Raw genomic sequence first — 25,557 nt, forward strand, 5'->3', positions numbered from 1 at the left:
ACAATCTTTAGAGTCAGAAGCAACATTTTAAATCAGATGAAAAAGTAGCCAAAAGGCTACTTCTTTTTTTATCGATGTCTATTGTCTGAACTAATAGAGATAACAGAAATTGTAACTTTTATACGATTTCAAACAATGGTTGAATATTTGAATCTTTAGCGATATGTTCTGGATAAATAAAACCACCTTGATCACGTGGAAATTCAATTTTTATTTGCTTAAAACAGACATCTACGAACTCTGAACAAATATACTCGTCATTATCTTGGTGTTTACCAACATTTAAGCCAATACGTGCAACAATTTTAGCTATCTCAGCTTTGTCATAATTTCGATTTAATAATTTAATTGCACTTTCAAACATTTTATTAATTTCTTCTTTATCGAAATCAGGTTTATCAAAAATTTTATACCGGGCTACATAAATTTCTCCATTATATTTTTTATTACTATTTTCGTAATTTTCGAGATAATGGAAAAGGGGGATTGCCCTGACACCGTCGTCTTCAACACTTTCTAATATAAATACATCATTATTCCAATAATACAATAAACCTACATGGCTAAATATTGAATTAGAGGCCTTTTTTATTAATTCACTGACTAAATATCGACCACTACAGAAAAAAATATCACCATTTTTTATTTCTTTTATCGCTTCTTCGTAAGAAATTTGAGTTATTTCATTAAATTTAGTAGTCCCCACAATACATGTACTCCTTAACTCTTATGAATATTATTAAAATCAATGCATTTAATCGTTCATGTATTAATTTATCCAATAAATCACTAAATATGTAACTGATTTCAGATTTCATTCCTTTTGTAGATAAAGATTAAGATTAACAAATTAGTAGTAACAAAAGGAACGATTGTAAAACATGTACGATGTTTTGTTGTAGAAAAAATATGATGTAAACTTGGAGGTAGGTCGGTGCGGATAAGTATTTCCTTCCTTGGCATTTATAAAATCCTAAATATTAGGGAAAGACAGACCGACGACCGACCTGCGCTGGTAAAGTTAACAGCGAAGAAGAGCCAACGTGACCGGCCCATAATTTTTAAGAGATAACGGAAATGGCTAAATTTTATGATGAGAGGGAAGAGTTTGGTGTGGTTTTGAGAGTGGAAATTGTAGAATAAGATTCCAATTCGTTGACTCTTAAATTATTATTATGTAGGGGAGATATGATATCCTCGCCATCTTGTATCACAACGGAGGGCTATAATGACACCAGAGCATATTGTTAAGAAATTTTTTGAAGAAGTACGTTCAGGGAAAAATCCAGATTATGCAACTGAATTAATGGCAGAGCAAGTATCGGCACACCAAGTTATTTCTGAAGAGGAATTAACAGTTTTAAGAACGCCCAAAGATTATGCTGACCATGTAAAAGAAATGGTAGAAGTGTATGGCAATTTTTCATTAGAAATACAAGAATTCATGGTTCAAGATAATAAAGTTTATGTACGTTGGAAACAAGTTGGTACGCATGTAGAAGAGGTCGATGGATATCAGCCTACAAATCTTCCAGTTATTGAAATGGCAAGCGCAGTTTATAGAATTGAAGATGAAAAAATAGCAGAATATTGGATTCAAATTGATCGTGCTGGTATTGAAAAACAACTCAACCGCAATAAAATTAATTAACATCCTTCGGGATGTTTTTATTTTGCCCTGAAAAGTGAGTATCGAGCAGTTTCCAAGCGAAGAGGTTGGTTTGGCTATCGTCCGTACTCAGGACGGTACAAACGTTATAGATCGCAAATATACTCAAAATATCGCTGGTTGTAAAAAGTACAATGTGCCATTCGGTGTATACATGTATGTGAGGTTCAAAAACAATAGACAGTTAAGCCACTCATATGAGTGGCTTAACTGTCTATTTGCCCATTTGTTTTAATGCTTTATCCATTTGACGTTCGTTAGATCTCACAGCAGAACTATCTAATGTATCTACACCACGATATGTATATTTAGTGTTTTGATAGAAATCAAATGCGAAATTGTTAATTGGAGATTGTACTTCACCATAGAATCTGTTGATTACATTTGCTCTAAAGATATTACTTAACATATATTCTGCATTGTTTATATCAGCTACATAATTTTTACTTTTGTATTCAGTTATGATGTATTTTTCAAATTCTTTGATTTCATCTTCTGTAGAAGGGTAATCTTTTGCATAAAGCATAACTGCATCATATTTCTCTGTAGAAGTTCCGTTCATTGTAGCGATTTCTTTCACTTTGTTTTGCCAAGTTACGGCAACAGAAGCTGCTTGTTCTGCTTTTAAACGAGCTTCTTCTTCCGCCTTAACTTTCGCCTCAGCCTCTTCTTTTGCTTTCTGTTCAGTTAATGCTTTCTCCTCGGTTTCTTTTTTCTCACGTGTAGTTTTGTCTTCAGGTGCTTCTTCTTTAGGTTTTACAGCTGTTTCAACTTTTTCCTTTTCCTTAGATTTATCTGTGGATTCCGTACTATTAGTTGGTACCATTATAAAACCAATAATAAAGGCAACAATCGATATACCTAGCACGAGACCGCCTTTCATTTTCTTCTTTTTAATTAATCCTATTATTAATAGAATAAGACCAGCAAAAACTCCGAGTATACCTAAAAATACTAAAAAATAACTCATATTAAACACTGCCTCCTTCTATATAACTATAATGGAAACTGTAGGTAAAAGTACATACAAAAAAACAGACAACCGTGATTAGTTATCATATTCGTCAAGAAGACCTGGCCATATTACTTCTATTGATTCTTAGCTAAAATACGAACGTTTGTCTAAAAATAAAAAGCAACCAAAGCAACAAAAAAGCAACCGAAATTCCGAAAGCAAGTGAATAACGGTGAAATCGAATCATTATACAATGATGAAAAACCTTGCTATAATAACCTTTGCGAATACATATGAAAGAGGGTAAAAGCATGAACGCTTACGATGAATATATGAAACAGGTAGTGAAGCCGATGCGCGAGGAGTTAGTGGAGGCTGGATTTACGGAGCTTACGACGGCTGATGCGGTGAATGAATTTATGGCGGAGGCGAAGGGGACTTCGTTGGTTGTGATTAACTCGGTTTGTGGATGTGCGGCTGGGTTAGCGCGTCCGGCTGCTCGTGAGGCAGTGGAGGCGGTTAAGCCTGATCATCTTGTGACTGTTTTTGCTGGGCAGGATCCTGAAGCGACTGTTGCGATGCGTGGCTTTTTTGAGGATGTGCCACCAAGTTCACCTTCGATGGCGATTTTAAAGGATGGGGAATTGGCATACTTTATTCCACGTGAACAGATTGAAGGGTTCCCTGTGGAGCAAATTGTTACACATTTAACAGGTGTTTTAGAGCAAACATGCGAGAAGTAAAGACTATTGTTACGACAGCGGGCAGACCAGACGATTTATCGTTGGCGCTCGCTGCTTTTGCGTGTGAACAATTAGATGCTTCGTTTGAGCCACGAAAAAAGCGTTCTGTTCGAAAGATTTCTCAGGAATTGCATGCACATGTAATCGTTGCAGGGAAAAATCGTTTTGAGTATTATGCTTTTGGTGCCAATGAACCGTTTTTCTTCCACCCAAATTCAGCAGCGTTTCGCTTAAAGCGTGTTGCTCGTGGGGAAGCGGAACCTTTTTTAGAAGCGGCACAGCTTGAAAAAGGAGATTCAGTGCTCGATTGTACATTGGGACTTGCTGCTGACGCTATGCTGGCGGCTTATACAGTTGGCGAAGCGGGACACGTCGTTGGGCTCGAAGCGAATCCGAATGTAGCATTTATTGTTGAGCAAGGGATGAAATCCTACGATACGACTGAGCTGCCATTAACTGCATGTATGCGCCATATAGAAGTGGTGCAGGCTGAGGCGGTTAGCTATTTGAAAACATTGCCCGACAATACATTTGATGTCGTCTATATGGATCCGATGTTTGAAGAAACTATTGAAGAAGCCAATAATTTTGAAGCATTACGCATAGCTGGGGAACATGTGACATTAACGGATGAATGGGTAAGGGAAGCGTATCGCGTGGCGAGAAAACGGGTAGTGTTAAAGGCTCATTTTCGCTCAGAATGGTTTGCCAAATATGAATTTCAGCAATTAACAAGAACGACTGCGAAGTTTCATTATGGTGTTCTGGATGTTGAATGAAGTAAATATTAAGCGTTTCAAGAGGCTTGTTCATTGTGAACGGGCCTCTATTTTTATCTGAAATTCAAAATATGGTAATATATAGTAGTGATAGAATGTTTGTTTTTGGGGTTGGAAGTATCAGTATTGCGAAAATGCAGTATAGGTATAAAGAATTTACGAATTTTTGAGCGTTAAAAATCAAATTTGAGGGGGATGTGTATGAATCAAATAGAGGGGGAAATCGAGCTATTTTTGAAAAATCCATTAGCGGAAGAAGAAAGCTTTTGGCATAGTGAAGCATTAGTATGGGTGGATTGGAAAGATTTTGACGAATCTATCGCGGATTATTTTAACGAATACTTACTGGAAGAAGATAAAATAAATGTTGAACTAATTGAAATTGATAAGCCAAGGTGTGTTGATATTTTCTTAATAAAAGATGAAGTGAAGAAAGCAATCCCATATAATGAAGAAAGAACGGATAGGGACACAACTTTGAAAGCTGTGCAAGACTTTATTGCTCCAAAATATCAAATCCGCTGGTACATGGACTCACTTGGCGGAGATACGTTGGCTTTTTGTGTGCTACCAACCGAAAAGTGGTTGCGGTTAGAGAAAGATTATGGGGAAGAAAAAGTTACATATTATTTTGCACCTCTATCACATGACACGGTAATGTTTGAAATGGATATAGACGAAATGTCGGGTTTGTTGGAAAAAAGAAAGCGGAATGTTTAGTAAGGAAAGGGGATTTTGCACATGATGGCAGATAAAATTCCTCGTTAAGCTCGTGGTCCTCCACGGCCAATTATATTGCTCAATTAAATAATTCATTCACAAGGAGAGATAAATATGATTGGTCCGAAAAAAATAATGAGAGAAGAAAGAATGGAAATTGCTTATTCGATTGCTAACCAAGTTACAGAAAGATATGGTTCGAAGGTTCAAGCAATTGGGATTTACGGTTCATTAGCCCGAAAAACAGATGGGCCATTTTCAGATATAGAAATTAAGTGTATTTTAAACGCCTTAGATGAAAACTTTTGCTATGAATGGACATCCGGAGATTGGAAAGCAGAAGTGAACTTTGAAAGCGCAGAACATATAATTGAAGAAGCGACTACAGTTGACGAAAGATGGCCACTGACCCATGGACAATTTTTCAACATTTTACCTATCTATGACCCGAATGATTTTTTTACTGAACTAAAAGTAAAAGCTAGCTCAATAGATAGCTCGATATTTAAAGAAGCGATCTGTCGAACTTTAGTAGAAGAAATGTATGAGTATATTGGTAAAGTGAGAAATATTGAAATACAAGGTCCTCAAACATTTTTACCGATTTTGGCGATGGAAATTGCCACAGCAGGTGCGATGATTTTAGGATTACACAATAAACAATTTTTCACAACTTCTGCTCAAGTATTACCTGAAGCATTGTCGTTTGCAGATAAGCCCGAGGGATTTGAGGTTCTATGCGAGTTAATGATGTCCGGTAATCTCTCTGACCCACAACAAATTATTGGGATTTGCGAAATCTATTGGGATTCTTTACTAGAGTGGTATGCTTCACATGGGTATCAAATTGAATGTTCAAAAGTTATACCTTGGTAACTTGAGATGTAATCTTTACTTTTTAAAAACTATGTGCTATAATATGAATCGTGCTATTTTAGGTGGCATATTTACGTAATCTGGAATTCTACTTTTTGTTTTTGAAGATACTTATTCACACTGGCGCATGCTATAGGGCTGCAAGGACGCAAAAGAAGGTTGGGTTTGCGTTGCTTAAGTTAGAAAGCACACAGTGGAATTTTACCGCGGTGATGAAACAACTACGTTTCAATATAATATTCCCCAGATGATTGGGTTGAGACTTTACAATTTACGAAACATGTTACCTATTAAATACTAAAGGGGTGGCTTCGCAGTAGCGAGGCTGCCCCTTGTCTAATATATTGGGAAGGTCGAATATTTCTGAATCTGCGGATAGAAAAGGCCAAATGATGGATAGAACAGCTAAAGTGATGGATAGAAAGGCCGAAATCGTGGATAAGGCAGCCAAAATGATGGATAGAATCATCGAACAAATATATAGAAGTGCCTTCAGAAGTAGACAGACTATGTCTACTCTTTTTTTATGAAATGAATTCCCAAATGTCATATCTGTTGTAGTTCTTTTTGATTATTTATTCTAAAAAATGTTCCAATAAATATGAACTTGTGTAACAATGTTTATTAATATTTTTGATCTAAATATATTTATAGTTTATTTTTCGATATTGGGATAGTGCAAATGTTACAACGGAATTGCTATCAATGAGTATTTATTTGTAATGTGTTAATTTCTCGTATTTAAATTCAGAATTTTTTACAAAGGTACTACCTAATTGTGGCAAGTAAAAATTATAGAAGAAAATTGTGGAGGAATAGCTATGGTGTTAAAGCAGATATTATTGATGTTATTCGATCATTTAAAATTAGAACAACTTTTTGAGGATGCAGCTAAGTTTTCCGATAAAGAAGAATGTAACCTTTTGAATAAATTAGACGGTTCAATGATATATTTTCAAACTTTAGGGGTGACTGCAAATGAATAAAGTTGGTTTTTTGACGATCGGACAATCACCTCGTTCAGATATTATACCGACATTTACAGAAATTTTTAATAAAGATATTAAAATTGTGGAAAGAGGAGCGTTGGATTCCTTAAACGAGGCGGAATTACTAACAGTTTTAGCGAGAAATGAAAAGAACACATCTATCTCTCGATTACGGGATGGCAGATCTATAATAATAGATAGAAGAAAACTATTACCATTATTACAAATGGAATTATCAAAGTTAGAACAAGAGGTGGATATGGTCGTCGTATTAAGCACAGATGATTTTTCGAAATTAACATGTGAAAAGACTATTTTTTATCCGAATCGTATCGTCACACAAATGATTAGTGCAATGGCCGATCAACCGAAGCTAGGTTTAATCATTCCACTAGAAGAACAGAGAGAGACTATGCTTGAAAAGTGGAAAGATATTTCGGAGGATATCACGATTGCTGTTGCTTCACCATTTGATTATGGCAACTTTGAAGAGGCAGCTCGTTATCTTCGTGACTACCGAGTAGATCTGATTGTTTTGGATTGTATGGGGTACAATGAAGAGCATAGGCAGCTAGTACGGAAAGAGAGTGGTATTTTAACAATTTTACCGCGTACATTAGTAGCGGGAATCGTGCTTGAATACTTATAAAGTAAGAATAAGAAGGAACGTGCTAGACTGTATATAAATTTAATCGACAGCCTGTATTATCTTGTACTCTAAAATAGGTCTTAACAAAGTAGAAAAGTCCGCTAGCTCGCGGACTTTCTTCGTAAAAGTGATTTTATTAGTCCGTGAAGCATAAAGATGATAAATAACCTAACATTATTAAAAGACCAATACCCATTGCGATATCCATGTTTTGTACCTCCTTTTAAAAAAACGACACATTTATCCTGCATACTGCGAGTAAATGCCCGATTAGTATGGGGCAACAGGACGATGGTCATACAAGCGTTTTCTCAGGATGTGAAGTTTTTACTTTATACATAAATATTGTACAATGAATTATAAAATTATGAAACCTTTTATAGGGCTTATGCGTATATATTAGTAATAGAATTACCAATTTGTACATAAAGAGAAGGTGTAAATTAATGAAGAAATGGATTCAAAAAAGTATCGTTATTATGGTTGCGTTTTTAACATTTGGATTAATTACGCCAACACATGAGATATGGGAAGCATTTGATCATAATCCATCAAATCGTGCTTCTATCGGACCGGCATCTGGGACAAGTACTGCAGAAGTGGCTGCTCTTCCGATAGAACAAACAGAAATACAGGAAGACCCGATTGACTATAATGCATTGCTTGTTGATGCGGCGAAAGAGCAATCCTATATGAAATTCGGCACAAAAATTGGTCCGAAAATTAGCAATGAGTTTGACGCTATTATCTTCCCTAAAATGGAGGAAGCCATTGCGATGACAGTAGAAGGCTTAGATGATGAATCGTTAGCATCGTTAACAATTTCAGAAAAGCCAAGTGGAAACTATGGCGAGAAAATTTTTAATATTACTAGCAATGAAACAGGTATGGATTTAATTCGCTTCCATGTCCGCACAGAAAAAAGACCGCAGGACGGTTACTATTACAACTTCCACTACCACAGTGCCGAGGACGACTTTATGGCACACAATAATTTAGGGGATATTTATTGGGAGAAAAACACACCGCCGAAATGGTTATCCTAAAAATCACGAAACACTCGCTTAATATGCGGGTGTTTTTTTGTTCGAAAACATTGATATATCAACGTTTGTAGTATATTGTTAATTTGTTTAATTTAGATACCGTTAAAATGGGGGAGGGTAGAGAAAAGTGTGTACCCCAAAATGTACCCCAAATTCATCACTTTTCGAATTCCTCAGATTCTTCAAATGAACTTAAATTGATGATTTCATCCATAAGTTTAGATGCGTGTACTTCATCTTTTTCAAATGAATGTGCGTAGACTTTGTAAATTGTTTCAGGAGTATCACCGACTAAAGCTGCAACTGTAGATACAGGAATTTTATTAGATAACTGTATCGTTACAAATGTGTGCCGTAAGTAGTGAGGTGTGAAGTGAGTTATATTTTCTCGCTCGCAGATTAAGTCAATGATGCGTTTCAAATAACGTTCACCAATAGGTTCACCAGCGTATGTTACAAATACATACCCATCAGGATTCCGGAATTTATAAGTTTCCATTATTTCTTCATACCACTTTTTATAATCCAGTAGAATACTTTTGATGTTTTCATTCATTGGGAATTTTCGATAACTGTTTTTGGTCTTTGGTGTTCTGGATCCATAACGATCCTTAGTTTTATTTATATGAATTACATTATTTTCGAAATCAATATCTGTTTCCCACTGCAAAGCCCTCAATTCACCAGAGCGCATTCCTGTTAAAAGTAAGAGGCTCAGACAAGTATAATGAGTGATTTTGTATTTAGTGCGTGCGATTTCTAAAACCCTTGTTATTTCATCTATGGAAAGAGCATTTCTTTTAATACTTTCAGTAGCTCTACTTAAATTAGGAGTAGAAAACTTCTTTCTATCTAAAATTTCATTCTTAATAGCGAACGTGAAAATGGCATTCAAACGTCTAAAAATCGACATAAGGGTACCTTCCTTAAAGCCTTTAATAATCAACGGATCTATTAAGTCTTTTTGGACAACAATATTATTCACATTTTTAATTTTGATATGTCCAATTGAATTAATCACATATTGATTCATCACATAATTATGGTTTCTTTCAGAAGTGGGTTTCCAATTCGTTTTATTAGCTTCAACATAAATTTCGTTTAATTGAGCGACCGTTAAATTATCATTTTCAACAAAACTAACATTCCCATCTAATATAGCAGCCTTCACTTCAATTAATGCTCGCTCAGCTTTTTCAATTGAATCGAAGCCTCGTTCCGTTTTTTCTCTTCTTTCTCCATGACGGTCATAATATTTGTATCGATATGTAAATCTTTTTTTACCATTTTGTTTGTACCAGTAGACACTATCTATTTTAGTTTTTGTCATTTTTTCTCGAGCCATTTAGATCACTCCTTTGTGAAACGTATGTTCTTTTTTTGTGATGAAATAACCCATTAAAATATTTTATCCATGTTTCTAAATCATCTCATAGTTTTTGAGAAAACAGTATTCCAATTCAGCATAATTTTTTTGTTAATATATTGTGAGAGTCTTTTTAAAGCAAACTCATATTCAACGTTAAACAACTTTTGTAACTGCATAACAGTTGAAGGTGTGCAATCATATAAATCTAGTTCATCTAACATAAATGTGGGCATACAGAATTGATACATAAAGTTGTTAGCTTTATTTTCCTGATATTCTCGAAATAGGGGAGACATAAAGAATTGATCTCCGGTATGTAATAGGACGTGCGACAATTCATGACCAAATTCTTGCCATTGCTGCTGCTTGCTAAGTGATTCATTTAAGAATATAAATGGTTTCTCTTTAGCAAATAATGCTTGGCTACTATCAGACCAAAAAAATACTTTGATTCCTAACTTTTCTGCAATTTCTCTAAAATCCAGAAGGTTAGGGGTGGTAATACCAATTTGTAAATAAAAATCCTTGATGTAATCTTCCAAGTGACTATAATATTTCAAAGCAACAACACCTCATTTTAAAAATCCAGAACGTTTGTTCTTGTTCATTGTATAATAAATCCCCACCATTAGGAAGTGGGGATTTTCTTTGAAAAATTATACAGTTTCTTCAATATGATTTTGTACTAGAGGTATTATCTGCTCACTATGGTTTAAAAGATCAATTGGATGAATAAAGTCAATAACAGTACGTTCTTTATCGGTAGCCGCATCATTAAGCATAATATAATTGCGATTCTTTTCAAAGAATACTCGAATTATCCATTTGCGAATATTATTATCGATTATAATATTAAAATAGCTTCGATTATCACGATAGTATATTCGTTCTGGTGATATAGCATCTTTTAAAATTACTTTAACAATTGAATAAGTTTCAAGTTCTTCTGGAGTTGTTACAACACCATCGTCCTTTACTGACTCCGTTTGAGCTAGAATATGTGTTTGTTCACCTTCATTAGGTTCAGGTAGTGTCACACGCACCTTGCTATCACCAGTTGATTTAAGTGCTGCATTTAGTTTGTCGTTAACTTTTTCTGTAACGATTTGTTTTAATCCTTTTGCAATAATAGGCGTAAATTTCTCTAAAGCATTTTTCGTTTTTAAACCGTCATATATTTGCTGAACTAGGAATTTTACAAACTCTTCATCAGGTGTTTCGAATTGGATTGATAGATAGTTTTTTAATGCATTTAAATACTTTAAATCAGAGGCAGTACTTGAAATATTTTCGAGATCAAAAGATTCTTTACGGAATTTTGCGATTTCTTGAACGTGAATATCGCGCAATTCAGAGATATTAAATGTAAAGAATGGGGTAGTATCCATCTTATTTGGTTCTTCTAAATCTGTAAAAAATTTATATTCAACACCATTCGTCAGTATTCCAAATTTAGCAGAAGTGGTACCAAAATATCTAAATAATTGTGAATCGTGCTTAGTTAAATTTTCTGTGATACTTTTACATTCTATTAAAATTACAGGTGCACCATCATTCAAGATAGCATAATCTACTTTTTCACCTTTTTTGATTCCGACGTCAGCTATGAATTCAGGGCTAAACTCTAAAGGATTGAATACGTCATAACCTAGTATTTGAAAGAAAGGCATGACAATAGCCGTTTTTGTTGCTTCTTCTGTTGTAATTGAATCTTTCAAGGAATCAATACGTGTTGCTAAATTTTTTAATTGTTCAACAAACTTCTCCATATAAAATACCTCCAATTTTAATAGTTACATTTGACTTGTGTAAATATAACTAGGTAAATAACAAAAAAATAATATAAAACATAAATGTTTAATATTTCCTGTAATGGTGTTTTTAAAGGACACGTCATATATGCATGTCCTTTGTTTAGATATTAAATTGTTATTTTTCAAATCATTTATTATAAATGATTTAATTACTATCATTTTTAATAATTTCCCACATCTTCCGCAACTTCTGTAAATCCTCTTCGCGACTCTTAGGTAATTCTTTGTACCATTTTTGTAGGGAAGGGTCGTTGGCGAATGCTTGGAAAGCAGACTCATCTTTGTCAAAAGGTTGCTTTTCATTAGTTTCACATAAAATATATGCAACACTTACATCATATTTTTCTGCTAACTTTTGAATACTTCCGATTGAAATTTCATTGCGGCCTTGCTCATAGTAACCGTATGCACTTTCAGAAATATTTAAGAATTTGGCAACATCTGCTTGTGTTAAACTAGCTTCTTTTCTTAACTCTTTAAGCCTCTGCGGTACATTAGACATGATTACACCTCTCTTAAATATGTATTCTCATTATACAACTATTCGTTGGGTCAGTAGGTAAATAATAACCAAGAACAACAAAATATCTAGTTTTTGTGTTGACACACAACTTTTTGTTGGGTATTATTAGGACAACAAAAAGTTGGGAGATGATTTTTTGGGAACGATAAAACGTCGAATCATTCTTATTAATGCTAGGAAACACAAAAACTGGTTACAAAAAGATGTAGTAGAGAAACTTTGTAACGAGTTTGGTATAACAATTACCGAAAGCTATTATGGAATGATTGAACAAGGGGTGCGAACACCTTCTCTAGATATAGCATTAGCTATCTCAGCATTATTTGGAATAGAACCATCCAAAATTTTTTTAAATAACAACACAACATTTTGTTGTTTTCAATGAAGGAACAAAGGAGGTTTTATCATGAATCATTTACAGATTATATATGAGCAGGTATTACTAACAAAAAAATTTAAGGTATTTGGAACATTTGAAAATCCATTGTTTCTAGCTAAAGATGTTGCCGATTGGATTGAGCATAGTGACACATCAAAAATGATTCGATCAATAGATGAAGATGGAAAGGTTAAGAATAATGTTCCTACCCTTGGTGGATTACAAGAATCTTGGTTTTTAACTGAAGATGGTTTATACGAAATATTAATGCAATCACGTAAACCTATCGCAAAGCAATTCAAAAAACAGGTCAAAAACATCTTAAAGGAAATTCGTCTAAACGGTGGCTATATTGCTACTAATGAAAACGACGATGATGCATCAATCATGGCAAAAGCTTTGCTTATTGCTAATAAAACAATCGAAAATAACAAGAAAAAAATTGTTGAACAGCAACTAATTATTGATGCTCAAAAACCAAAAGTGTTATTTGCTGAAGCAATACAAGCAAGTCATACATCGATTTTAATAGGTGAGTTCGCTAAAATCCTAAAACAAAACGGTGTAGATGTTGGGCAAAAACGTCTGTTCGAATGGCTTAGAGAAAATGGTTACTTAATCAAACGTAGAGGTTCTGATTATAACTCACCTACACAAAAGTCGATGGAGCTTGGATTATTTGAAATTAAAGAAACACCAATTTATCACAGCAGTGGTGAGATAAGTATCAGTAGAACATCAAAGATCACTGGTAAAGGACAAGTCTATTTTATTAAAAAGTTTATAAATAAGGCGGTGGCAATGTGATTAGTACAACACCCAATGAAAGCGCAGTGATTCAAACACTTTTCGAAATGTCAGGCATCACACCTGAAATAGTTCATAAAAAATTAACTGAACTTGTTGAAACATCTGCTAAGCCACTTATTTTGTTTTGGGATATTAACGACATTATGAAAACAACTACATTTAGTCGTAAATTTTTGGAAGATCACATTTTGAACGATCCGCGTATAGAGCGATATGAACGCCAACGTGAAAAGGGTGGTAAACGTGTCTGGTTAAAAGAACCGACATCAAAGTTATTACAAGAAATCATCATGAACGAATGGTATTAAAAAATGCACGGGCATGTGCAATTTAATAGGAGAGGCCAGGGCAAATGGCCTCAAGTCAAACTACCAATCTAGTAAGAGGTTGGGGCAAATCAACCTCTTATCTTTATATTAAGTTAACTTGGAAGAAATTAGTATTCGATTAACGAATATATTCGAAATTGGAATAAAGGGGCAAATAGATATGGTTGCAGATTTTGCGAAAGTCGGAAAGATGTTAAAGAAATTCCGCATCGATGCAAATATTACTCAGGAAGAAATGGCGGAGCGATTAGATAGTACACAATCAGCTATCAGCAAATTAGAAAGTGGTAGAAAGACAATAGATATTTTCACCTTCGCTTCATGGTTGAAAATTACCGAATCGGAGTTTGCTGGAACAGCAATGATGTTCGGAATGGAAATAGCAAATGCTCTTACACACTTATCACAAACAGTACCAATGTTTATAGGAGGCATGTTCAGATGGATTTAGTAGAAAAATTAAAGCTAAAAATAGCTATGTTAGAGGCTTGCAACGAGGATTTATTAGTAGCAATAGGTGTTCATAACAACCGTGGTGAATATCACTTATCAGCTGAGTGCATGAGAAAAATCAATAAAACGATTCGTGAAATTGAAAGATTAAAAGCACATTTACGAGATCAACAAAATTTCATGTGGGTTATCAAGGATTTACAAGATAGAGGATTACTTGGAGAGGTAATGAAAAAATATGCGAATCAAGCCTAGAGCGTGGAAGTACATGACATTAAAACAGAGGTTAATTTATTTACACTTCATTTGCGATAAAAAGGAGTTATCAAAGCTAAATGAATATAAAAAAGCTGCTTAATTGGTTGCAACAATTAAACAGCCATACAGTTTAGTTATGTATCTATTATAACACAATATCAGACGTTTGCGAGTGTTATCTCGCTCTCGTCAAGCAACTTGCAACAACGTCTTCCTACGGTATGCTTTGCCGCTGTGAGTTGCTTGATGGGATTCCATCAAAACAATAATCGAAAGGATTGATATGTATGAAATTAAATCAAGCAATATCTAGGATTGCTGATTTACCGAACATTTTAGAACAATACGGAATACCGTCAGAAAATGTAATCAGTGTACAGTACAGCGATAGTGCGATGATTAACTCTGATATCCTAGTACATTTACACCTCAAAGAAACTATCGAAAAACTAGGTAACTGCGATGTCGAAACGTTCGTAGGTTACGATGACGCAAGCTGGACACAGTATAGATTCGATAAAGATGGAATTTCATTTGTTTGCTGTGAACGTGAGGCGATAGCGTGAGTGTGCTTCTAGAAGTTGAAAATCCAATGGTACTTGGTCGTATTGAGTATCCGACACCGCGTTATGAGCCAGTTGTAAGCTTCGAAATGCACGATGATTTTGGTAGTTTCATAGCTTCTGGCGATGTTTATTTCGAAATCGGTGATGCGATTGTACACATCGACAATATCAGTGATTACTTGGCTGTTGGATATATGGATGAATCAACTTATGACATGACTGATTCAGAGGTAATTGCTTATGTGGAGGAGCGTTATGGGTTTGCTCATACAAAAAAATAAACCACTTGGCAGAGTGGTCTAAGAAAACATATTAATTGCGCTCATTATAGCGCACTACAGGAGGAATTTCAATGAGTAACTTAGCAGAACAATTCCATAGTCCTCAAATGGGACAACCTCAATTTCAAGGTGGTGGAGCATTAGCACAAGTTAGTGCTTCCCGTGAAATGGAAGAAGTTAAAGGGCAAATATTTATGGCGAAGTCATTTCCGAGAAATATTTATGAAGCTGAAAAAAGAATCTTAGATGCATGTAAACGTTTTTCATTAGCAGATGCAGCGTTGTATTCATACCCACGTGGAGGCACAAATGTTACTGGACCTTCAATTCGACTTGCTGAGGTTTTAGCACAAAATTGGGGGAACATTTCTTTCGGTGTTAAGGAATTGGAACAACGGAATGGCGAATCGACAGCTATGGCTTTTTGTTGGGATTTAGAAACGAATACAAGACAAGAAAAAACTTTTACAGTTAAACATTCAATAAAGACAAAAAAAGGCTTAAAGATACTATCTGATCCTCGTGATATTTATGAAAAAGTAGCTAATGACGGGGCTCGCCGACTTCGTTCATGTATTTTGAGTATTATCCCAGGAGATGTTGTAGAAAAAGCTTTAAAAGAGTGTGAAGTTACCATGCAAGGTAATAACACGGAACCACTGAAAGATAGACTAGCAAATGCTTTAAAGCTTCTTAAAGAGTATTTTAAAGTCACACAAGAAATGGTTGAGGACAAGTTCGGTTATAAAACAAGTGAATTTACAGAACGAGACTATGTCGATTTGGGCAAAATATACAATTCGTTGTGTGATGGTATGTCAAAGGTTGAGGATTGGTTTGACAAGGAAATTGGCAAGAACCAAACAAGTGGACTAACTGCCGAATTTGAAAAATCGCAAGAACAGCTAAAAACTGAGGTGAAGAAAGATGTTAACGTCATTCCAATTGAACAGCCAGAATTATCACTCGAATGAAGCGAACCAAAATTATATGTCTGTATCTCAATTTAAAAACGCTATAGAGTGTGAAGCACGGTTAATCGCTGAGTTGAAGGGCGAGTATATTCGTCCTTTATCTCCTGCATTAATGGTTGGCTCGTACACACACATAGCTTTTGAAAGCGATCTAGCCTTTGCTGAGTTTTGCGAGGAGCATCATAACAGTATTTTTAAGAGTCGTGGTGGGAAGTACGCTGACTTTGAACAAGCAGACAGGATGATAGAAACCTTAAAAAACGATAGATTTGCAATGTTTGCTTTAGATGGTGAAAAAGAAGTTATTTTCACAGGTGAAATATTTGGAGTGCCTTGGAAAATTAAAGTCGATTCTATAAACCATGAGCGTAGATTATTTAGTGATTTAAAGACCACTCAGAGCCTTTATAAGCGATATTGGAGTGAGAAATACAATAAGTATGTATCATTTGTTGAAGCTTATGATTATGTGCTACAAATGGCTATTTATCGCGAAATAATCTATCAAAACACAGGTCAGTATTATGTTCCATATCTAGTTACAGTCACTAAGGAAACACCACCTGATAAGGAAATACTGGAATTTGAAATATCTGATTTCGATTTTGAATTTGAGTATGTGAAAACTATGTTACCTAGCATTATTGAAGCAAAAAACTATAAAAAAGAACCAGTACGATGTGGGAAATGTGAATACTGTCGGATGACTAAACAACTCACTAGAACCATTAAAGTTGGCTATTTATTAGAATGAAGAATAATATACCGCCAAAAGTTTTATTGCCTGCTTGGATATTTGAGCAGGCGAAGGAATGAAGAAATCAGTCGCTTGGTGCTTAAGTGTAAGACTAAACTTGTCATTTCTTGCGCTTACCCGGGAAATTATTTTTATTTCCTAACCTGATTGTTAATAAGTCTGTGATTAAAAAATTCGAATATAAGGAGAGTCGAGGGCAAATGGCTAAATACAGATACGTCTACACAACTTTTTGGAACGATCCTCGTGTGGTTGAGGAAATGACAGCAGAGGATAAATACTTCTTCCTGTATTTGCTGACGAATGAAAGTACGACTCAAATTGGCATCTATCAAATTACCAAAAAGCAAATAGCTTTTGATATGGGTTACTCAATGGAAAGTGCTGGTGCGCTGCTACAAAGGTTCAGAGAGCATCACAAACTTATTAAATACAATGAGGAAACTCGTGAAATAGCTATTAAAAACTGGGGCAAATACAACCTTAATCGCGGAGGCAAACCGATTCTTGATTGTGTGAAGTCAGAACTAAAAGAAGTGAAAGATACCACATTAATTCAATGGGTAGGTGAAGGAATCTTGAATGATTCTGTACGTATCGTCTACGAGTCGTACTACGATACGTATAACGTTACGTCAGAAAATGAAGAATCCAGTAATGATGCGGTTTCCTACGATACGTTAACGATACGTGGACAAAAAGAAAAACAAACAGAAAAAGAAAAACAAAAAGAAAATAAAAAAGAAAAACAAACAAAAGACAGTGAAGGTTGTCAGTCGGTTTCTTCTCAATCTGATTTTGCTAGACTAGTTGAATTTACAAATCATAACATTACACCAGTTCTTCCGACCATTGCAGAACTCCTTGGTTACATCTTAGATGACTATAAAGATGTGGATTTAATCTTAGCGGCATTACAAAACGCAGTATTTAACAACGCTCGCAACAAAATTAAATATGCAGAAGGAACGTTAATAAATTGGCGTAAGGAAATGATCACAACTTACCAGCAGTTACAGGCTAAAGAAGAAAGAGAGAAAAACAACAAGCGACAACAATCTAACCAATCCTATCAAAAGCCTAAAGGTCGAACAGAAATAGTGCCAGAGTGGTTTGCTAATCGTAATAACAAAGAAGAGCCACTAACACCAAATACTGAATCTGATAACAACACGATTGATTTTGAGGTTGAGAGACAAAAGGCCTTAGAAAATATTGAAAGAATGAGAAATAGGAGTGAAGCGAATGGTTGAGAAAGTGGATGTTAGTCAAATGATTATGAGAATGAAAGGGGCTATTGCTGCATGACATTAAAAGATAAATTGCTAAAAACATCACGTAATGCAATTGAAGATTATGCTATTCGATTTGCATGTAACATAGAGCCGAAACTTGCAGAAGAAGCTCGTGATGGTAGAACAGAATACATTGTTTCTATTGCAAATGAACATCATCATATTTTAACTTCTCCACTTTTCTTGAGTGTTGTAAATGATTTGTTGGACGGTGTGAATGTAAGTGTAATTAGAATATCCGCTAGTCAACTCATTCCAAGTATCAAAAAGGATGTACTTCAAGTTAGTTGGGGTGATTTGAATGATTAATCGAGTCGTATTAGTTGGCAAGAACTGCGCGAAGTACATTTCGTTAGTGTGCGGTATTGTCTGGACGATATGTCTCATTCAACTAGTAACGGGGAGTAATTTCAGTAATTTCATTGTCGGACTAGCATTTTTAAATTCATCTGTATACTTTTTACGCAAATTCACAGTATGTCTAACGAAAGAAGGTAATTCAAATTGATAAATCGAGTTGTACTTGTTGGCCGATTAACAAAAGATCCTGAGTTACGCTATACACCAAATGAAGTTGCAACATGTCGCTTCACGGTTGCAGTTAACCGTACATTCAAAGGGCAAAACGGTGAACCTGAAGCTGACTTCATAAGTTGTGTAGCATGGCGTAAACAAGCTGAGAACCTAGCTAACTTTATGAAGAAAGCCAGCTTAATAGGTTTGGAAGGGCGAATCCAAACAGGCAGTTATGAGGGGCAAGATGGCAAGTGTGTATACACTACAGACGTTGTTGCCGATAGTATTCAATTTTTAGAGCCGAAAAACGGCACAGGAGGCTCACGGGGCGTATCAAACTACGAATCTAGTACAAATACAGGTGGAGCAAATCAAAACGCTCCACAGGGCAATAATGGCGGTAATAACAACCAGCCAAGTTATTTAAAGGTAGAGGATGACCCGTTTGCAAATAGTAAAGGGCCAATGCAAGTTAGCGAAGATGATCTCCCATTCTAAAATAGAGGTGGTAAATATGGCGCCATTAAGAAAAATCACCAAGGCTAGAACATCACGAGAATTAGAACATTTGGTTGCAGATGATACGGAGAGAGGTTGGAACGTTGCGAGTCGGATGAACTACATTTCTCAAGACCCACGACCTTATCAAATACTATTGGAATTTAATACTGAAAGGGAGTAAGGGCTATGAAGAAAGGTAGCGAGATGTTTACGAAAGTCAAAATCCTCAAGTTACGTGGAGAGAAACCTGCTGTCATTGAATTTAATGGTGAACGTTATGTAAAAGATAATCGGAATGTTGGAGGTAAACAATGAACTTAACAAAACTATATGAAACACAAGCAGAATTGGACAAGCGCATTATACAGGAGCATCCAGAGCTACTAGAGCAGAACAATCTTGACTGGAAGCTACTTGCACTACAGGTTGAGTTAGGTGAGTGTGCTAACGAATGGCGTGGGTTTAAAAAGTGGAGTAAGGATCAGGAGCCACGAACTAGAGTGGCATGCCAACCTTGTAACGGATCAGGTCTTCTTAGCTTTGTAGTTAAGAAAACATGTAGATTTTGTAATGGTAGTGGCACAGTAGGAAACCCACTCCTTGAAGAATATGTTGATTGCTTGCATTTCATTTTGAGTATTGGTTTAGAAATTGACGTTAAAACATCATTAGTTTGGGATGATATAGATTTCTTTGACACTGATATAACAGTGCAATTCATCGGAGTTGCTTCAACAATTTCACAATTACGAAATTGGAAAAGTCATGGTTCGTGGGAAGGGCTGTTCAGTGAATTCTACATTTTAGGCAAGATGCTTGGCTTCACATGGGAGCAAGTAGAAGAGGCCTACTACGCTAAAAACAAAGTCAACCATGAACGTCAAAACGCTGGATATTAAGGATGTGGAAATATGAACACTTTAACATTTGAAATACCAGGAGTTATTCAACCTCAAGAGCGTCCGCGTTTTAGTAGACATGGGAAAGGCGTGAGAACACATGACGCACCAAAGAGTAAGGACTTTAAAGACTTTGTAAAGATCGTAGCATGGCAAAATAAGCCTTCTGAATTGATTACAGGACCGATAAAGCTACAAGCTGATATTTATCTCATGCCACCGAAGAAATACCATACAGGACCCAAAAGAGCGCTTATAGCTAGTGGTGAATTGCGACCTACAACGAAACCTGATGCGGATAACTTGATTAAGGGCATAAAGGATGGAATGAGTAAAATCATTTGGCATGACGACGCACAAATCGTAGAACTAAATGTTCGTAAGTTTTATTCAGAACAACCTAGAGCCGAGGTGACGATTGAATGGGGTGCTTAACTGTACGCAAGGAAGTAAAACAGCGTAGAGCCAGGCTAATTAACCAACAGGACCATATAGCTTTTCTCGAGTGTAAAGGGTGTCCGAAACGTAGAGCTTATGATCCTATAAAAAAATGCGGAAGATGCAAGACTTATAGGAAACTAGGAAGCATTGGGAAAGAGCTGGAGCAGATTAGTCGTTTACGTAGGTGGAGGAAGTAAGAAAAATAAAAATCCTCGAGTAAAGAAGTTCTAGCAGACCTACTCGAGGAAAAAATAAATACTATTAAGGATATAAATAGTATAACTTTTCTGAAAACTTTTGTGAAGGTAATTTGAAAGATATTGCGCAGTACGAAAGGGAGTTTGAAATGGATATTAACGAATCAAAAAGAATTATCCAAGCAGGTCTTGCGTGGGCAAACTGGACTGAAGAACAGCAAGAAGCAATGAGAAAAGCGCTCCAATCAATGGGCCGTTACGAAAAAAATTTGAATGAGGCTAAAAAACTTTACGCTGATAGAATTACTTTAGAAGATTTTGGAGGTCGTGTTACAAACATAATTATTGATGATATTAACTGAACATTTGAGGAAAAGGTTTTATAAAACCAAAAAACCTCAGACTTATACAGCCTGAGGGCGATTCGGGCAACGGGGATCGAACCCGTACGGTCTAAAAGACCACTAGCTTGACAGGCTAGCGTGTCTGCCAGTTCCACCATGCCATAATAATATATCATTTAATTAAAGGAAAATCTAGTAATTTTTACAAATGAAAAAGCCGCAGCGTTTGCAGACGCTACAACTCAGAATTGGTTTATGCCCTTTGACGGTGCTTAACAACATTATTATATCATACCGTAGGAGGGCAAACCTATGAAATTATTAACGCAAGACAAGCTAGACGCAATGATTACGGACTACCACTGGATGGTTAACGCCATCAAAGAAATGCGAGAAGAAATGGTTATTGGGGCAAAAACGGCACAGTATGGAATCGAGGCTACACTACCGAAAGCAGTAGGCGGTGTAGGTGATCCAATTATGCAGGAGGCTATTAGACGTTCGAAAAACATCAAGCGAGTTGCTGAGTATGAGAAGAAGTTAATAGAGGTTCAGAAGCTTCTAGATAAGGTTACAGGTGACAGGGAATTACAAGTCCTAAACTGGATGTTGGACGGAAAATCTAAGCGCTGGATTGCAACTAATATGGGATTAAGTCACACCCACATTCAGAATATCAAGGACAGTATTGTAAAACAAATGGTTAATTAAAGTCTCTCGTAAGAGAGGCTTTTTGTTTTATAATAAAATAGAAAATACATTAATTTTGGGAAGAGTGGATATATGAGTAAAAAACTTGATTATATTTTTGTTGCATTATTGGCGACATTTGTAATTAGCTTTACAGTCTTTACGGTACAATTTTTATTTAGGGATATTCAAAATGTTGATAACTTAACTAGTGGTATTTTAAGTTTTTTGGGTGGCTCAGCGGGTGCATTCGGTGCTTACTTAGTAGCGCGATATCAAATGAATAAAGAGAAAGAAAATGAAAAGTTAAATAAACTAGCTAAAGAATTAACGGTATATGCAGCATTAGAATATGAATTTGAAAGGGTAGTTGAATTTTTAGAAGGTGAAAATCAAATAGCTACGACTCTAGAATATCCTAAAAATAAAAGAGGATTTTACCAGGTTAGTATGGATATATGGGATAGGAAATGGGAAGTTAGTAATACTATTATACTTAGAGATATAATATTTTTTCAAAACAGATTAAAACGTATTCGTAAATCATACGAAATTAATATTCATTCATTAGAAGAGAAGAAGCGTATTGCAGAGTTACAAAAAGCAATTCAAGAAAGAAAAATAATTTGGGGAATGATTCCTAAGGATTATGAAAAAGCAAAAGAAATTTTATTATCAATAAAAAACCAAAGAATTATAATACAAAAAATAACAAACAAAGGAATGGCGGAAATAAAATCTAAGTAAGTGATATTTAGGCTTTTACACTTTCCAAAGTTGCCATACTTGCCATACTTTCAATATTAGGTGAGATAAAAATAATATTGTAAAATTGGAGGCAGGACGGCGCGGTAAGGTTTTCCACTCTTGGTATTTATCAAAACCTAAATATTAGGGAAAGACAGACCGACGACCGACCTGCGCCTCATAAACTTGTTCGAGGCAAGACATACAAGGCCGGCCCATAATTTTTAAGAGATTAGGTATCTTAATTAATAAAAAAGGCTAAAAATTGCTGAAGGAGTGGTTATCATGTGAACTTCGTCCACTTTCCATGATTCAGTCAAACTTACTGATTAACAAGTGCACGGAAATGCACTATAAATAAAAACGCAATTCGCTTTACAAATATAACGTGGTGCAGCTCTACCGCGGCCTAAAAGTGAGCTAACTCGACAATTACCACAATAGCAAAGCTTTCATCTTAGGATGGAGGCTTTTAATTATGTATTCGAAAGGAGAAAATTAATGAAAAATGTATACGTGCTATTCGGAAAGAATTCAACGTTAGAAGTAGAAGATGGAAAATATGGAGGAGAAGTTCTTGGCTATTTTTCAAGTTACGAGAAAGCAAATGCCAAAGCACAGAAAATCAACGAAGAGTGGTTGGAATTAAAGATTCTTGAAGTATCCGTTGAATAAATTTATGGGAACAGATTTATTCAACGGAAATTGTTTTATTTTTTAGTTACACCTTTAAATGGTGTACCATCTTGTTTTACATCCATAAACAAACCAGTATCTGAATCTACTTTTACCCATTTGTCAGTTTTAGGATTATAAACTTGGTGACGGTCTTTAACTGCGCCAACACGACCTTTACCTGGTTCTTTATTTTTTGCCATAGGGAACACCTCCTTTCATTTCTATAATTCGACAAGAATAGAAGGAAATCCTACTTGCAATTAAAATATCAAGCAAGTAATGGTTGGACTAATGCTTCAATCGCACGTAATTAAGAGCCTTCGCTTGAGGGCTTTTTCTTTTGCTTTGAAAACTGCATCAAACAGCCAAAACACTTTGTGATGAGAGGGCAGAGTTTGGTGTGGTTTTGTGAGCAAAAAGTTATTACATATATTTCACCTTCTAGTTTATGATTGGATGGGAGGTTTTAATATGTTTAAAAATTGGACTAATAGAGACTGGGTTTGGCTGCTTGGAGTATTAATTGGGATAATAATATTATTGATAGCTTCAATATTTGCAAAAAGTTTAAAAATTGAAACGAATTTCAGTATTATCTCTAGTGCTGTTTCAATTGCATTAGCACTAGTAGCCATATTTATTGCTTTATCTCAATCAAAAGATAATCAAGAGCTATCAACAAGTTTGAATGTAATGATGTCTATAATGAATGAAAAGATAAGTAATGTGGATGAAAAAGTAAATAAGATTGATCCTGACTTACTAGTAAGAGTTTATAGACATAAAATAGAAGAAGTAATAGCTGATGTGGGGGAAACAGTAAAAAACAATAGTGAAATAAGTGCCAAAGAATTAGATGAAAAATTGAAAGATGATTTACAAGAATTACAGTTAGAATTCGAACGAATTATTAAACAACAAATACCAGATAAAGAGACAATAAAAAAACATTACTATCAGATTGGGGATAAAATTAAACATAAGAAATTTGGGATAGGTAATATTAAAAGCGTTTTAGCCAGTGGTGAATTAACTGAAATTGAAGTCGAATTTACTAATCCTAAATTTGGAACAAAGCGATTATTAGTAGAATTTGCTCCTATTGAAAAAATATAAAAACATCCTTCGGGATGTTTTTATTTTGCTTTGAAAACTGCCATCAAACAGCCAAAATACTTTGTGATGAGAGAGCAGAGTTTGGTGTGGTTTTGTGAGCAAAAAGTTATTACATATTTTTCACCTTCTGGCTTATGATTGGTTTGGAGGTGAGGAGTATGTGGAAAGATGAATATTTAGATTTAATGTTCTCGAATGATCCGAAGAAACTAAACTCGCTAGAAGGAATAACATTGAAATTTTTTAATATCCCTCAATCATTATATAAATATAGAAGAATCGATGAATATTCTCTTGCTAATTTAACTAATGATACAGCTTGGTTTAGTAGAGCTACGGGTTTTAACGATCCATATGATAGTAGTTTAACTATTAATAACAAAGAGCATAATCCCATTCACAAAGAGGGACTTGAAAATATTGCTAGGGAGTTTAATGTCCCGTTGGAAGAAATTGAATCACTCAATACTAAAGATACATTGGAACACATTTTATACAATTATACTAAGTTGAAACATAATCCGGAGATATTAGCTACCACAGTTGAAAAGTATATTGAAGGTACAGATAAAGAATTTGAAAAATACGTTAAAAATATTTCCGATGTTTTCCAAGAGAAAGTATTTGCTTCTTGTTTTAGTGAGGATCCCACTTCAATGTTGATGTGGAGTCACTATGCGGATAATCATAAAGGGATGGTAATTGAATATAATTTTAATAATCTAGATCTAGATAATCAAAAACAAATTATGACAGGTTTACACCCTGTTTATTACACAAGTGAATTACTAAATCTTGATAATTATAGAGATGTACAAGGTAAAATATCAGTTCATACATTAGCTGCTATAAATAAATCTGTAGAGTGGGAATACGAAAAAGAATGGAGAATAATTGTTCATAATGAAACAGATGAAATTGGCTTCAACCTACCAATTATAAAGCCTTCAAGTATCATCTTAGGGGCACGGGTAGAAGAAATTCATAAAAACAGATTGTCACTTGAAGCAAAGAAAAAAGGGATTCCTTTAAAACAAATTAAACTAGATAAGTCTAGTTATCATTTAGAGGTTGTTGAATTTTGAGGGAGTTTTTTAAAACGTTTAAGCACCGTTTATTACGGTGCTTTTTATTTTACAAAGCAATTAGCATAATGGGGTGATTACAAACAAATGGTGGAGGTGGTGGTGTATG

The 25,557-nt window shown here is 35.1% G+C and carries 38 protein-coding genes; 31 read left to right on the forward strand and 7 right to left on the reverse strand.

Annotation, left to right across the window (positions count from 1 at the left end):
* Nucleotides 1-118: 118 nt before the first annotated feature.
* Nucleotides 119-706, reverse strand: coding sequence for a YiiX/YebB-like N1pC/P60 family cysteine hydrolase (locus tag B1B04_RS08270; protein ID WP_079560987.1), 588 nt, complete (start codon nucleotides 704-706; stop codon nucleotides 119-121).
* A 522-nt stretch (nucleotides 707-1,228) separates the two neighbouring features.
* Between B1B04_RS08270 and B1B04_RS08275 the strand changes: the two genes are divergently transcribed.
* Nucleotides 1,229-1,651 carry an ester cyclase gene (locus B1B04_RS08275; RefSeq protein ID WP_079560988.1) on the forward strand — a complete coding sequence of 141 codons (423 nt, stop codon included), beginning with the start codon at nucleotides 1,229-1,231 and terminating at the stop codon, nucleotides 1,649-1,651.
* 232 nt (nucleotides 1,652-1,883) lie between these two features.
* Here the strand turns inward: B1B04_RS08275 and B1B04_RS08280 are convergent, their stop codons facing one another.
* Nucleotides 1,884-2,639 (reverse strand): cell envelope integrity TolA family protein, encoded by a 756-nt coding sequence (locus B1B04_RS08280; protein ID WP_079560989.1) that lies wholly within the window; start codon nucleotides 2,637-2,639, stop codon nucleotides 1,884-1,886.
* 296 nt (nucleotides 2,640-2,935) lie between these two features.
* Here B1B04_RS08280 and B1B04_RS08285 point away from each other — a divergent pair, with 296 nt between their 5' ends.
* The 8 genes from B1B04_RS08285 (at nucleotide 2,936) to B1B04_RS08315 (ending at nucleotide 8,426) form a co-directional block, all read left to right on the forward strand.
* Nucleotides 2,936-3,367, forward strand: coding sequence for a BrxA/BrxB family bacilliredoxin (locus B1B04_RS08285; protein ID WP_079560990.1), 432 nt, complete (start codon nucleotides 2,936-2,938; stop codon nucleotides 3,365-3,367).
* The gene (locus B1B04_RS08290) at nucleotides 3,355-4,146 is read left to right on the forward strand and encodes a class I SAM-dependent methyltransferase (protein WP_079560991.1); all 792 of its coding nucleotides are present in this window, start codon (nucleotides 3,355-3,357) and stop codon (nucleotides 4,144-4,146) included. The genes B1B04_RS08285 and B1B04_RS08290 overlap by 13 nt, the downstream gene beginning before the upstream one ends.
* Before the next feature lie 201 nt (nucleotides 4,147-4,347).
* On the forward strand, nucleotides 4,348-4,866 hold the full coding sequence (locus B1B04_RS08295) for a glutathione reductase (protein WP_079560992.1): 519 nt from the start codon (nucleotides 4,348-4,350) through the stop codon (nucleotides 4,864-4,866).
* 114 nt (nucleotides 4,867-4,980) lie between these two features.
* A complete protein-coding gene (locus B1B04_RS08300; RefSeq protein ID WP_170938931.1) occupies nucleotides 4,981-5,742 on the forward strand; it encodes an ANT(4')-I family aminoglycoside nucleotidyltransferase in 762 nt (253 codons plus the stop codon).
* 332 nt (nucleotides 5,743-6,074) lie between these two features.
* Nucleotides 6,075-6,272 carry a hypothetical protein gene (locus tag B1B04_RS08305; protein WP_079560994.1) on the forward strand — a complete coding sequence of 66 codons (198 nt, stop codon included), beginning with the start codon at nucleotides 6,075-6,077 and terminating at the stop codon, nucleotides 6,270-6,272.
* A 246-nt stretch (nucleotides 6,273-6,518) separates the two neighbouring features.
* Nucleotides 6,519-6,728, forward strand: a complete 210-nt coding sequence (locus B1B04_RS25350; RefSeq protein WP_139376954.1) for a hypothetical protein — start codon at nucleotides 6,519-6,521, stop codon at nucleotides 6,726-6,728.
* Nucleotides 6,721-7,380 (forward strand): AroM family protein, encoded by a 660-nt coding sequence (locus B1B04_RS08310; protein WP_079560995.1) that lies wholly within the window; start codon nucleotides 6,721-6,723, stop codon nucleotides 7,378-7,380. The genes B1B04_RS25350 and B1B04_RS08310 overlap by 8 nt, the downstream gene beginning before the upstream one ends.
* Before the next feature lie 446 nt (nucleotides 7,381-7,826).
* Nucleotides 7,827-8,426, forward strand: a complete 600-nt coding sequence (locus tag B1B04_RS08315) for a YpjP family protein (protein WP_079560996.1) — start codon at nucleotides 7,827-7,829, stop codon at nucleotides 8,424-8,426.
* A gap of 157 nt (nucleotides 8,427-8,583) precedes the next feature.
* Here the strand turns inward: B1B04_RS08315 and B1B04_RS08320 are convergent, their stop codons facing one another.
* The 4 genes from B1B04_RS08320 to B1B04_RS08335 all read right to left on the reverse strand — a co-directional run bounded on the left by B1B04_RS08320 (nucleotide 8,584) and on the right by B1B04_RS08335 (nucleotide 12,111).
* The gene (locus B1B04_RS08320; RefSeq protein ID WP_079560997.1) at nucleotides 8,584-9,771 is read right to left on the reverse strand and encodes a site-specific integrase; all 1,188 of its coding nucleotides are present in this window, start codon (nucleotides 9,769-9,771) and stop codon (nucleotides 8,584-8,586) included.
* 80 nt (nucleotides 9,772-9,851) lie between these two features.
* Nucleotides 9,852-10,355: an ImmA/IrrE family metallo-endopeptidase gene (locus B1B04_RS08325; RefSeq protein WP_079560998.1), complete on the reverse strand. Its 504-nt coding sequence runs from the start codon at nucleotides 10,353-10,355 to the stop codon at nucleotides 9,852-9,854.
* Between the two features lie 96 nt (nucleotides 10,356-10,451).
* On the reverse strand, nucleotides 10,452-11,564 hold the full coding sequence (locus tag B1B04_RS08330; protein ID WP_079560999.1) for a type I restriction endonuclease: 1,113 nt from the start codon (nucleotides 11,562-11,564) through the stop codon (nucleotides 10,452-10,454).
* Nucleotides 11,565-11,754: 190 nt separating this feature from the next.
* Entirely contained in the window at nucleotides 11,755-12,111 is a 357-nt protein-coding gene (locus B1B04_RS08335) for a helix-turn-helix domain-containing protein (protein WP_079561000.1), read from the reverse strand.
* 157 nt (nucleotides 12,112-12,268) lie between these two features.
* Here B1B04_RS08335 and B1B04_RS08340 point away from each other — a divergent pair, with 157 nt between their 5' ends.
* The 20 genes from B1B04_RS08340 (at nucleotide 12,269) to B1B04_RS25590 (ending at nucleotide 23,244) form a co-directional block, all read left to right on the forward strand.
* Nucleotides 12,269-12,517 carry a helix-turn-helix transcriptional regulator gene (locus tag B1B04_RS08340; protein ID WP_139376955.1) on the forward strand — a complete coding sequence of 83 codons (249 nt, stop codon included), beginning with the start codon at nucleotides 12,269-12,271 and terminating at the stop codon, nucleotides 12,515-12,517.
* Nucleotides 12,518-12,538: 21 nt separating this feature from the next.
* Complete coding sequence (locus tag B1B04_RS08345; protein ID WP_079561001.1) at nucleotides 12,539-13,318, forward strand: phage antirepressor; 780 nt, start codon at nucleotides 12,539-12,541, stop codon at nucleotides 13,316-13,318.
* On the forward strand, nucleotides 13,315-13,629 hold the full coding sequence (locus B1B04_RS08350; protein WP_079561002.1) for a hypothetical protein: 315 nt from the start codon (nucleotides 13,315-13,317) through the stop codon (nucleotides 13,627-13,629). Before B1B04_RS08345 ends, B1B04_RS08350 begins: the two co-directional genes overlap by 4 nt.
* Before the next feature lie 181 nt (nucleotides 13,630-13,810).
* Nucleotides 13,811-14,101, forward strand: a complete 291-nt coding sequence (locus B1B04_RS08355) for a helix-turn-helix domain-containing protein (RefSeq protein ID WP_079561003.1) — start codon at nucleotides 13,811-13,813, stop codon at nucleotides 14,099-14,101.
* Complete coding sequence (locus B1B04_RS08360; protein WP_079561004.1) at nucleotides 14,092-14,358, forward strand: hypothetical protein; 267 nt, start codon at nucleotides 14,092-14,094, stop codon at nucleotides 14,356-14,358. Before B1B04_RS08355 ends, B1B04_RS08360 begins: the two co-directional genes overlap by 10 nt.
* A 290-nt stretch (nucleotides 14,359-14,648) precedes the next feature.
* Complete coding sequence (locus B1B04_RS08365; protein WP_079561005.1) at nucleotides 14,649-14,927, forward strand: hypothetical protein; 279 nt, start codon at nucleotides 14,649-14,651, stop codon at nucleotides 14,925-14,927.
* Nucleotides 14,924-15,208, forward strand: a complete 285-nt coding sequence (locus B1B04_RS08370) for a hypothetical protein (protein WP_079561006.1) — start codon at nucleotides 14,924-14,926, stop codon at nucleotides 15,206-15,208. Before B1B04_RS08365 ends, B1B04_RS08370 begins: the two co-directional genes overlap by 4 nt.
* Nucleotides 15,209-15,279: 71 nt before the next feature.
* A complete protein-coding gene (locus B1B04_RS08375; protein WP_079561007.1) occupies nucleotides 15,280-16,182 on the forward strand; it encodes a hypothetical protein in 903 nt (300 codons plus the stop codon).
* Nucleotides 16,183-16,198: 16 nt separating this feature from the next.
* Nucleotides 16,199-16,936 (forward strand): PD-(D/E)XK nuclease-like domain-containing protein, encoded by a 738-nt coding sequence (locus tag B1B04_RS08380; RefSeq protein ID WP_079561160.1) that lies wholly within the window; start codon nucleotides 16,199-16,201, stop codon nucleotides 16,934-16,936.
* Between the two features lie 203 nt (nucleotides 16,937-17,139).
* On the forward strand, nucleotides 17,140-18,192 hold the full coding sequence (locus tag B1B04_RS08385) for a DnaD domain-containing protein (protein ID WP_094075083.1): 1,053 nt from the start codon (nucleotides 17,140-17,142) through the stop codon (nucleotides 18,190-18,192).
* Between the two features lie 51 nt (nucleotides 18,193-18,243).
* Complete coding sequence (locus tag B1B04_RS08390) at nucleotides 18,244-18,543, forward strand: hypothetical protein (RefSeq protein WP_079561008.1); 300 nt, start codon at nucleotides 18,244-18,246, stop codon at nucleotides 18,541-18,543.
* Entirely contained in the window at nucleotides 18,536-18,742 is a 207-nt protein-coding gene (locus B1B04_RS25920) for a hypothetical protein (RefSeq protein ID WP_079561009.1), read from the forward strand. The genes B1B04_RS08390 and B1B04_RS25920 overlap by 8 nt, the downstream gene beginning before the upstream one ends.
* A complete protein-coding gene (gene ssb, locus B1B04_RS08400) occupies nucleotides 18,739-19,248 on the forward strand; it encodes a single-stranded DNA-binding protein (protein WP_079561010.1) in 510 nt (169 codons plus the stop codon). The genes B1B04_RS25920 and ssb overlap by 4 nt, the downstream gene beginning before the upstream one ends.
* 189 nt (nucleotides 19,249-19,437) lie before the next feature.
* On the forward strand, nucleotides 19,438-19,566 hold the full coding sequence (locus B1B04_RS26390; RefSeq protein ID WP_276207746.1) for a hypothetical protein: 129 nt from the start codon (nucleotides 19,438-19,440) through the stop codon (nucleotides 19,564-19,566).
* Nucleotides 19,563-20,150: a dUTP diphosphatase gene (locus tag B1B04_RS08405; protein WP_079561011.1), complete on the forward strand. Its 588-nt coding sequence runs from the start codon at nucleotides 19,563-19,565 to the stop codon at nucleotides 20,148-20,150. Before B1B04_RS26390 ends, B1B04_RS08405 begins: the two co-directional genes overlap by 4 nt.
* Nucleotides 20,151-20,162: 12 nt before the next feature.
* On the forward strand, nucleotides 20,163-20,585 hold the full coding sequence (locus tag B1B04_RS08410; protein ID WP_079561012.1) for a RusA family crossover junction endodeoxyribonuclease: 423 nt from the start codon (nucleotides 20,163-20,165) through the stop codon (nucleotides 20,583-20,585).
* Nucleotides 20,586-20,901: 316 nt separating this feature from the next.
* Complete coding sequence (locus B1B04_RS08420) at nucleotides 20,902-21,150, forward strand: hypothetical protein (protein ID WP_205756632.1); 249 nt, start codon at nucleotides 20,902-20,904, stop codon at nucleotides 21,148-21,150.
* Between the two features lie 294 nt (nucleotides 21,151-21,444).
* Complete coding sequence (locus tag B1B04_RS08430; protein ID WP_176166744.1) at nucleotides 21,445-21,843, forward strand: helix-turn-helix transcriptional regulator; 399 nt, start codon at nucleotides 21,445-21,447, stop codon at nucleotides 21,841-21,843.
* A gap of 72 nt (nucleotides 21,844-21,915) precedes the next feature.
* Nucleotides 21,916-22,569 carry a hypothetical protein gene (locus tag B1B04_RS08435; RefSeq protein WP_079561015.1) on the forward strand — a complete coding sequence of 218 codons (654 nt, stop codon included), beginning with the start codon at nucleotides 21,916-21,918 and terminating at the stop codon, nucleotides 22,567-22,569.
* Nucleotides 22,570-23,070: 501 nt separating this feature from the next.
* Nucleotides 23,071-23,244, forward strand: coding sequence for a hypothetical protein (locus B1B04_RS25590; protein WP_170938932.1), 174 nt, complete (start codon nucleotides 23,071-23,073; stop codon nucleotides 23,242-23,244).
* Between the two features lie 35 nt (nucleotides 23,245-23,279).
* Here the strand turns inward: B1B04_RS25590 and B1B04_RS25595 are convergent, their stop codons facing one another.
* A complete protein-coding gene (locus B1B04_RS25595) occupies nucleotides 23,280-23,447 on the reverse strand; it encodes a hypothetical protein (protein ID WP_094075084.1) in 168 nt (55 codons plus the stop codon).
* Between the two features lie 271 nt (nucleotides 23,448-23,718).
* Between B1B04_RS25595 and B1B04_RS08445 the strand changes: the two genes are divergently transcribed.
* Together B1B04_RS08445 and B1B04_RS08450 are read left to right on the forward strand one after the other, a co-directional pair.
* Entirely contained in the window at nucleotides 23,719-24,363 is a 645-nt protein-coding gene (locus B1B04_RS08445; protein ID WP_079561016.1) for a motility associated factor glycosyltransferase family protein, read from the forward strand.
* A gap of 158 nt (nucleotides 24,364-24,521) precedes the next feature.
* The gene (locus tag B1B04_RS08450; protein ID WP_170938933.1) at nucleotides 24,522-25,448 is read left to right on the forward strand and encodes a DUF2971 domain-containing protein; all 927 of its coding nucleotides are present in this window, start codon (nucleotides 24,522-24,524) and stop codon (nucleotides 25,446-25,448) included.
* The last annotated feature ends 109 nt before the right edge of the window (nucleotides 25,449-25,557 follow it).

Source organism: Lysinibacillus sp. KCTC 33748, from assembly GCF_002237755.1.
Lineage (GTDB): Bacteria > Bacillota > Bacilli > Bacillales_A > Planococcaceae > Lysinibacillus.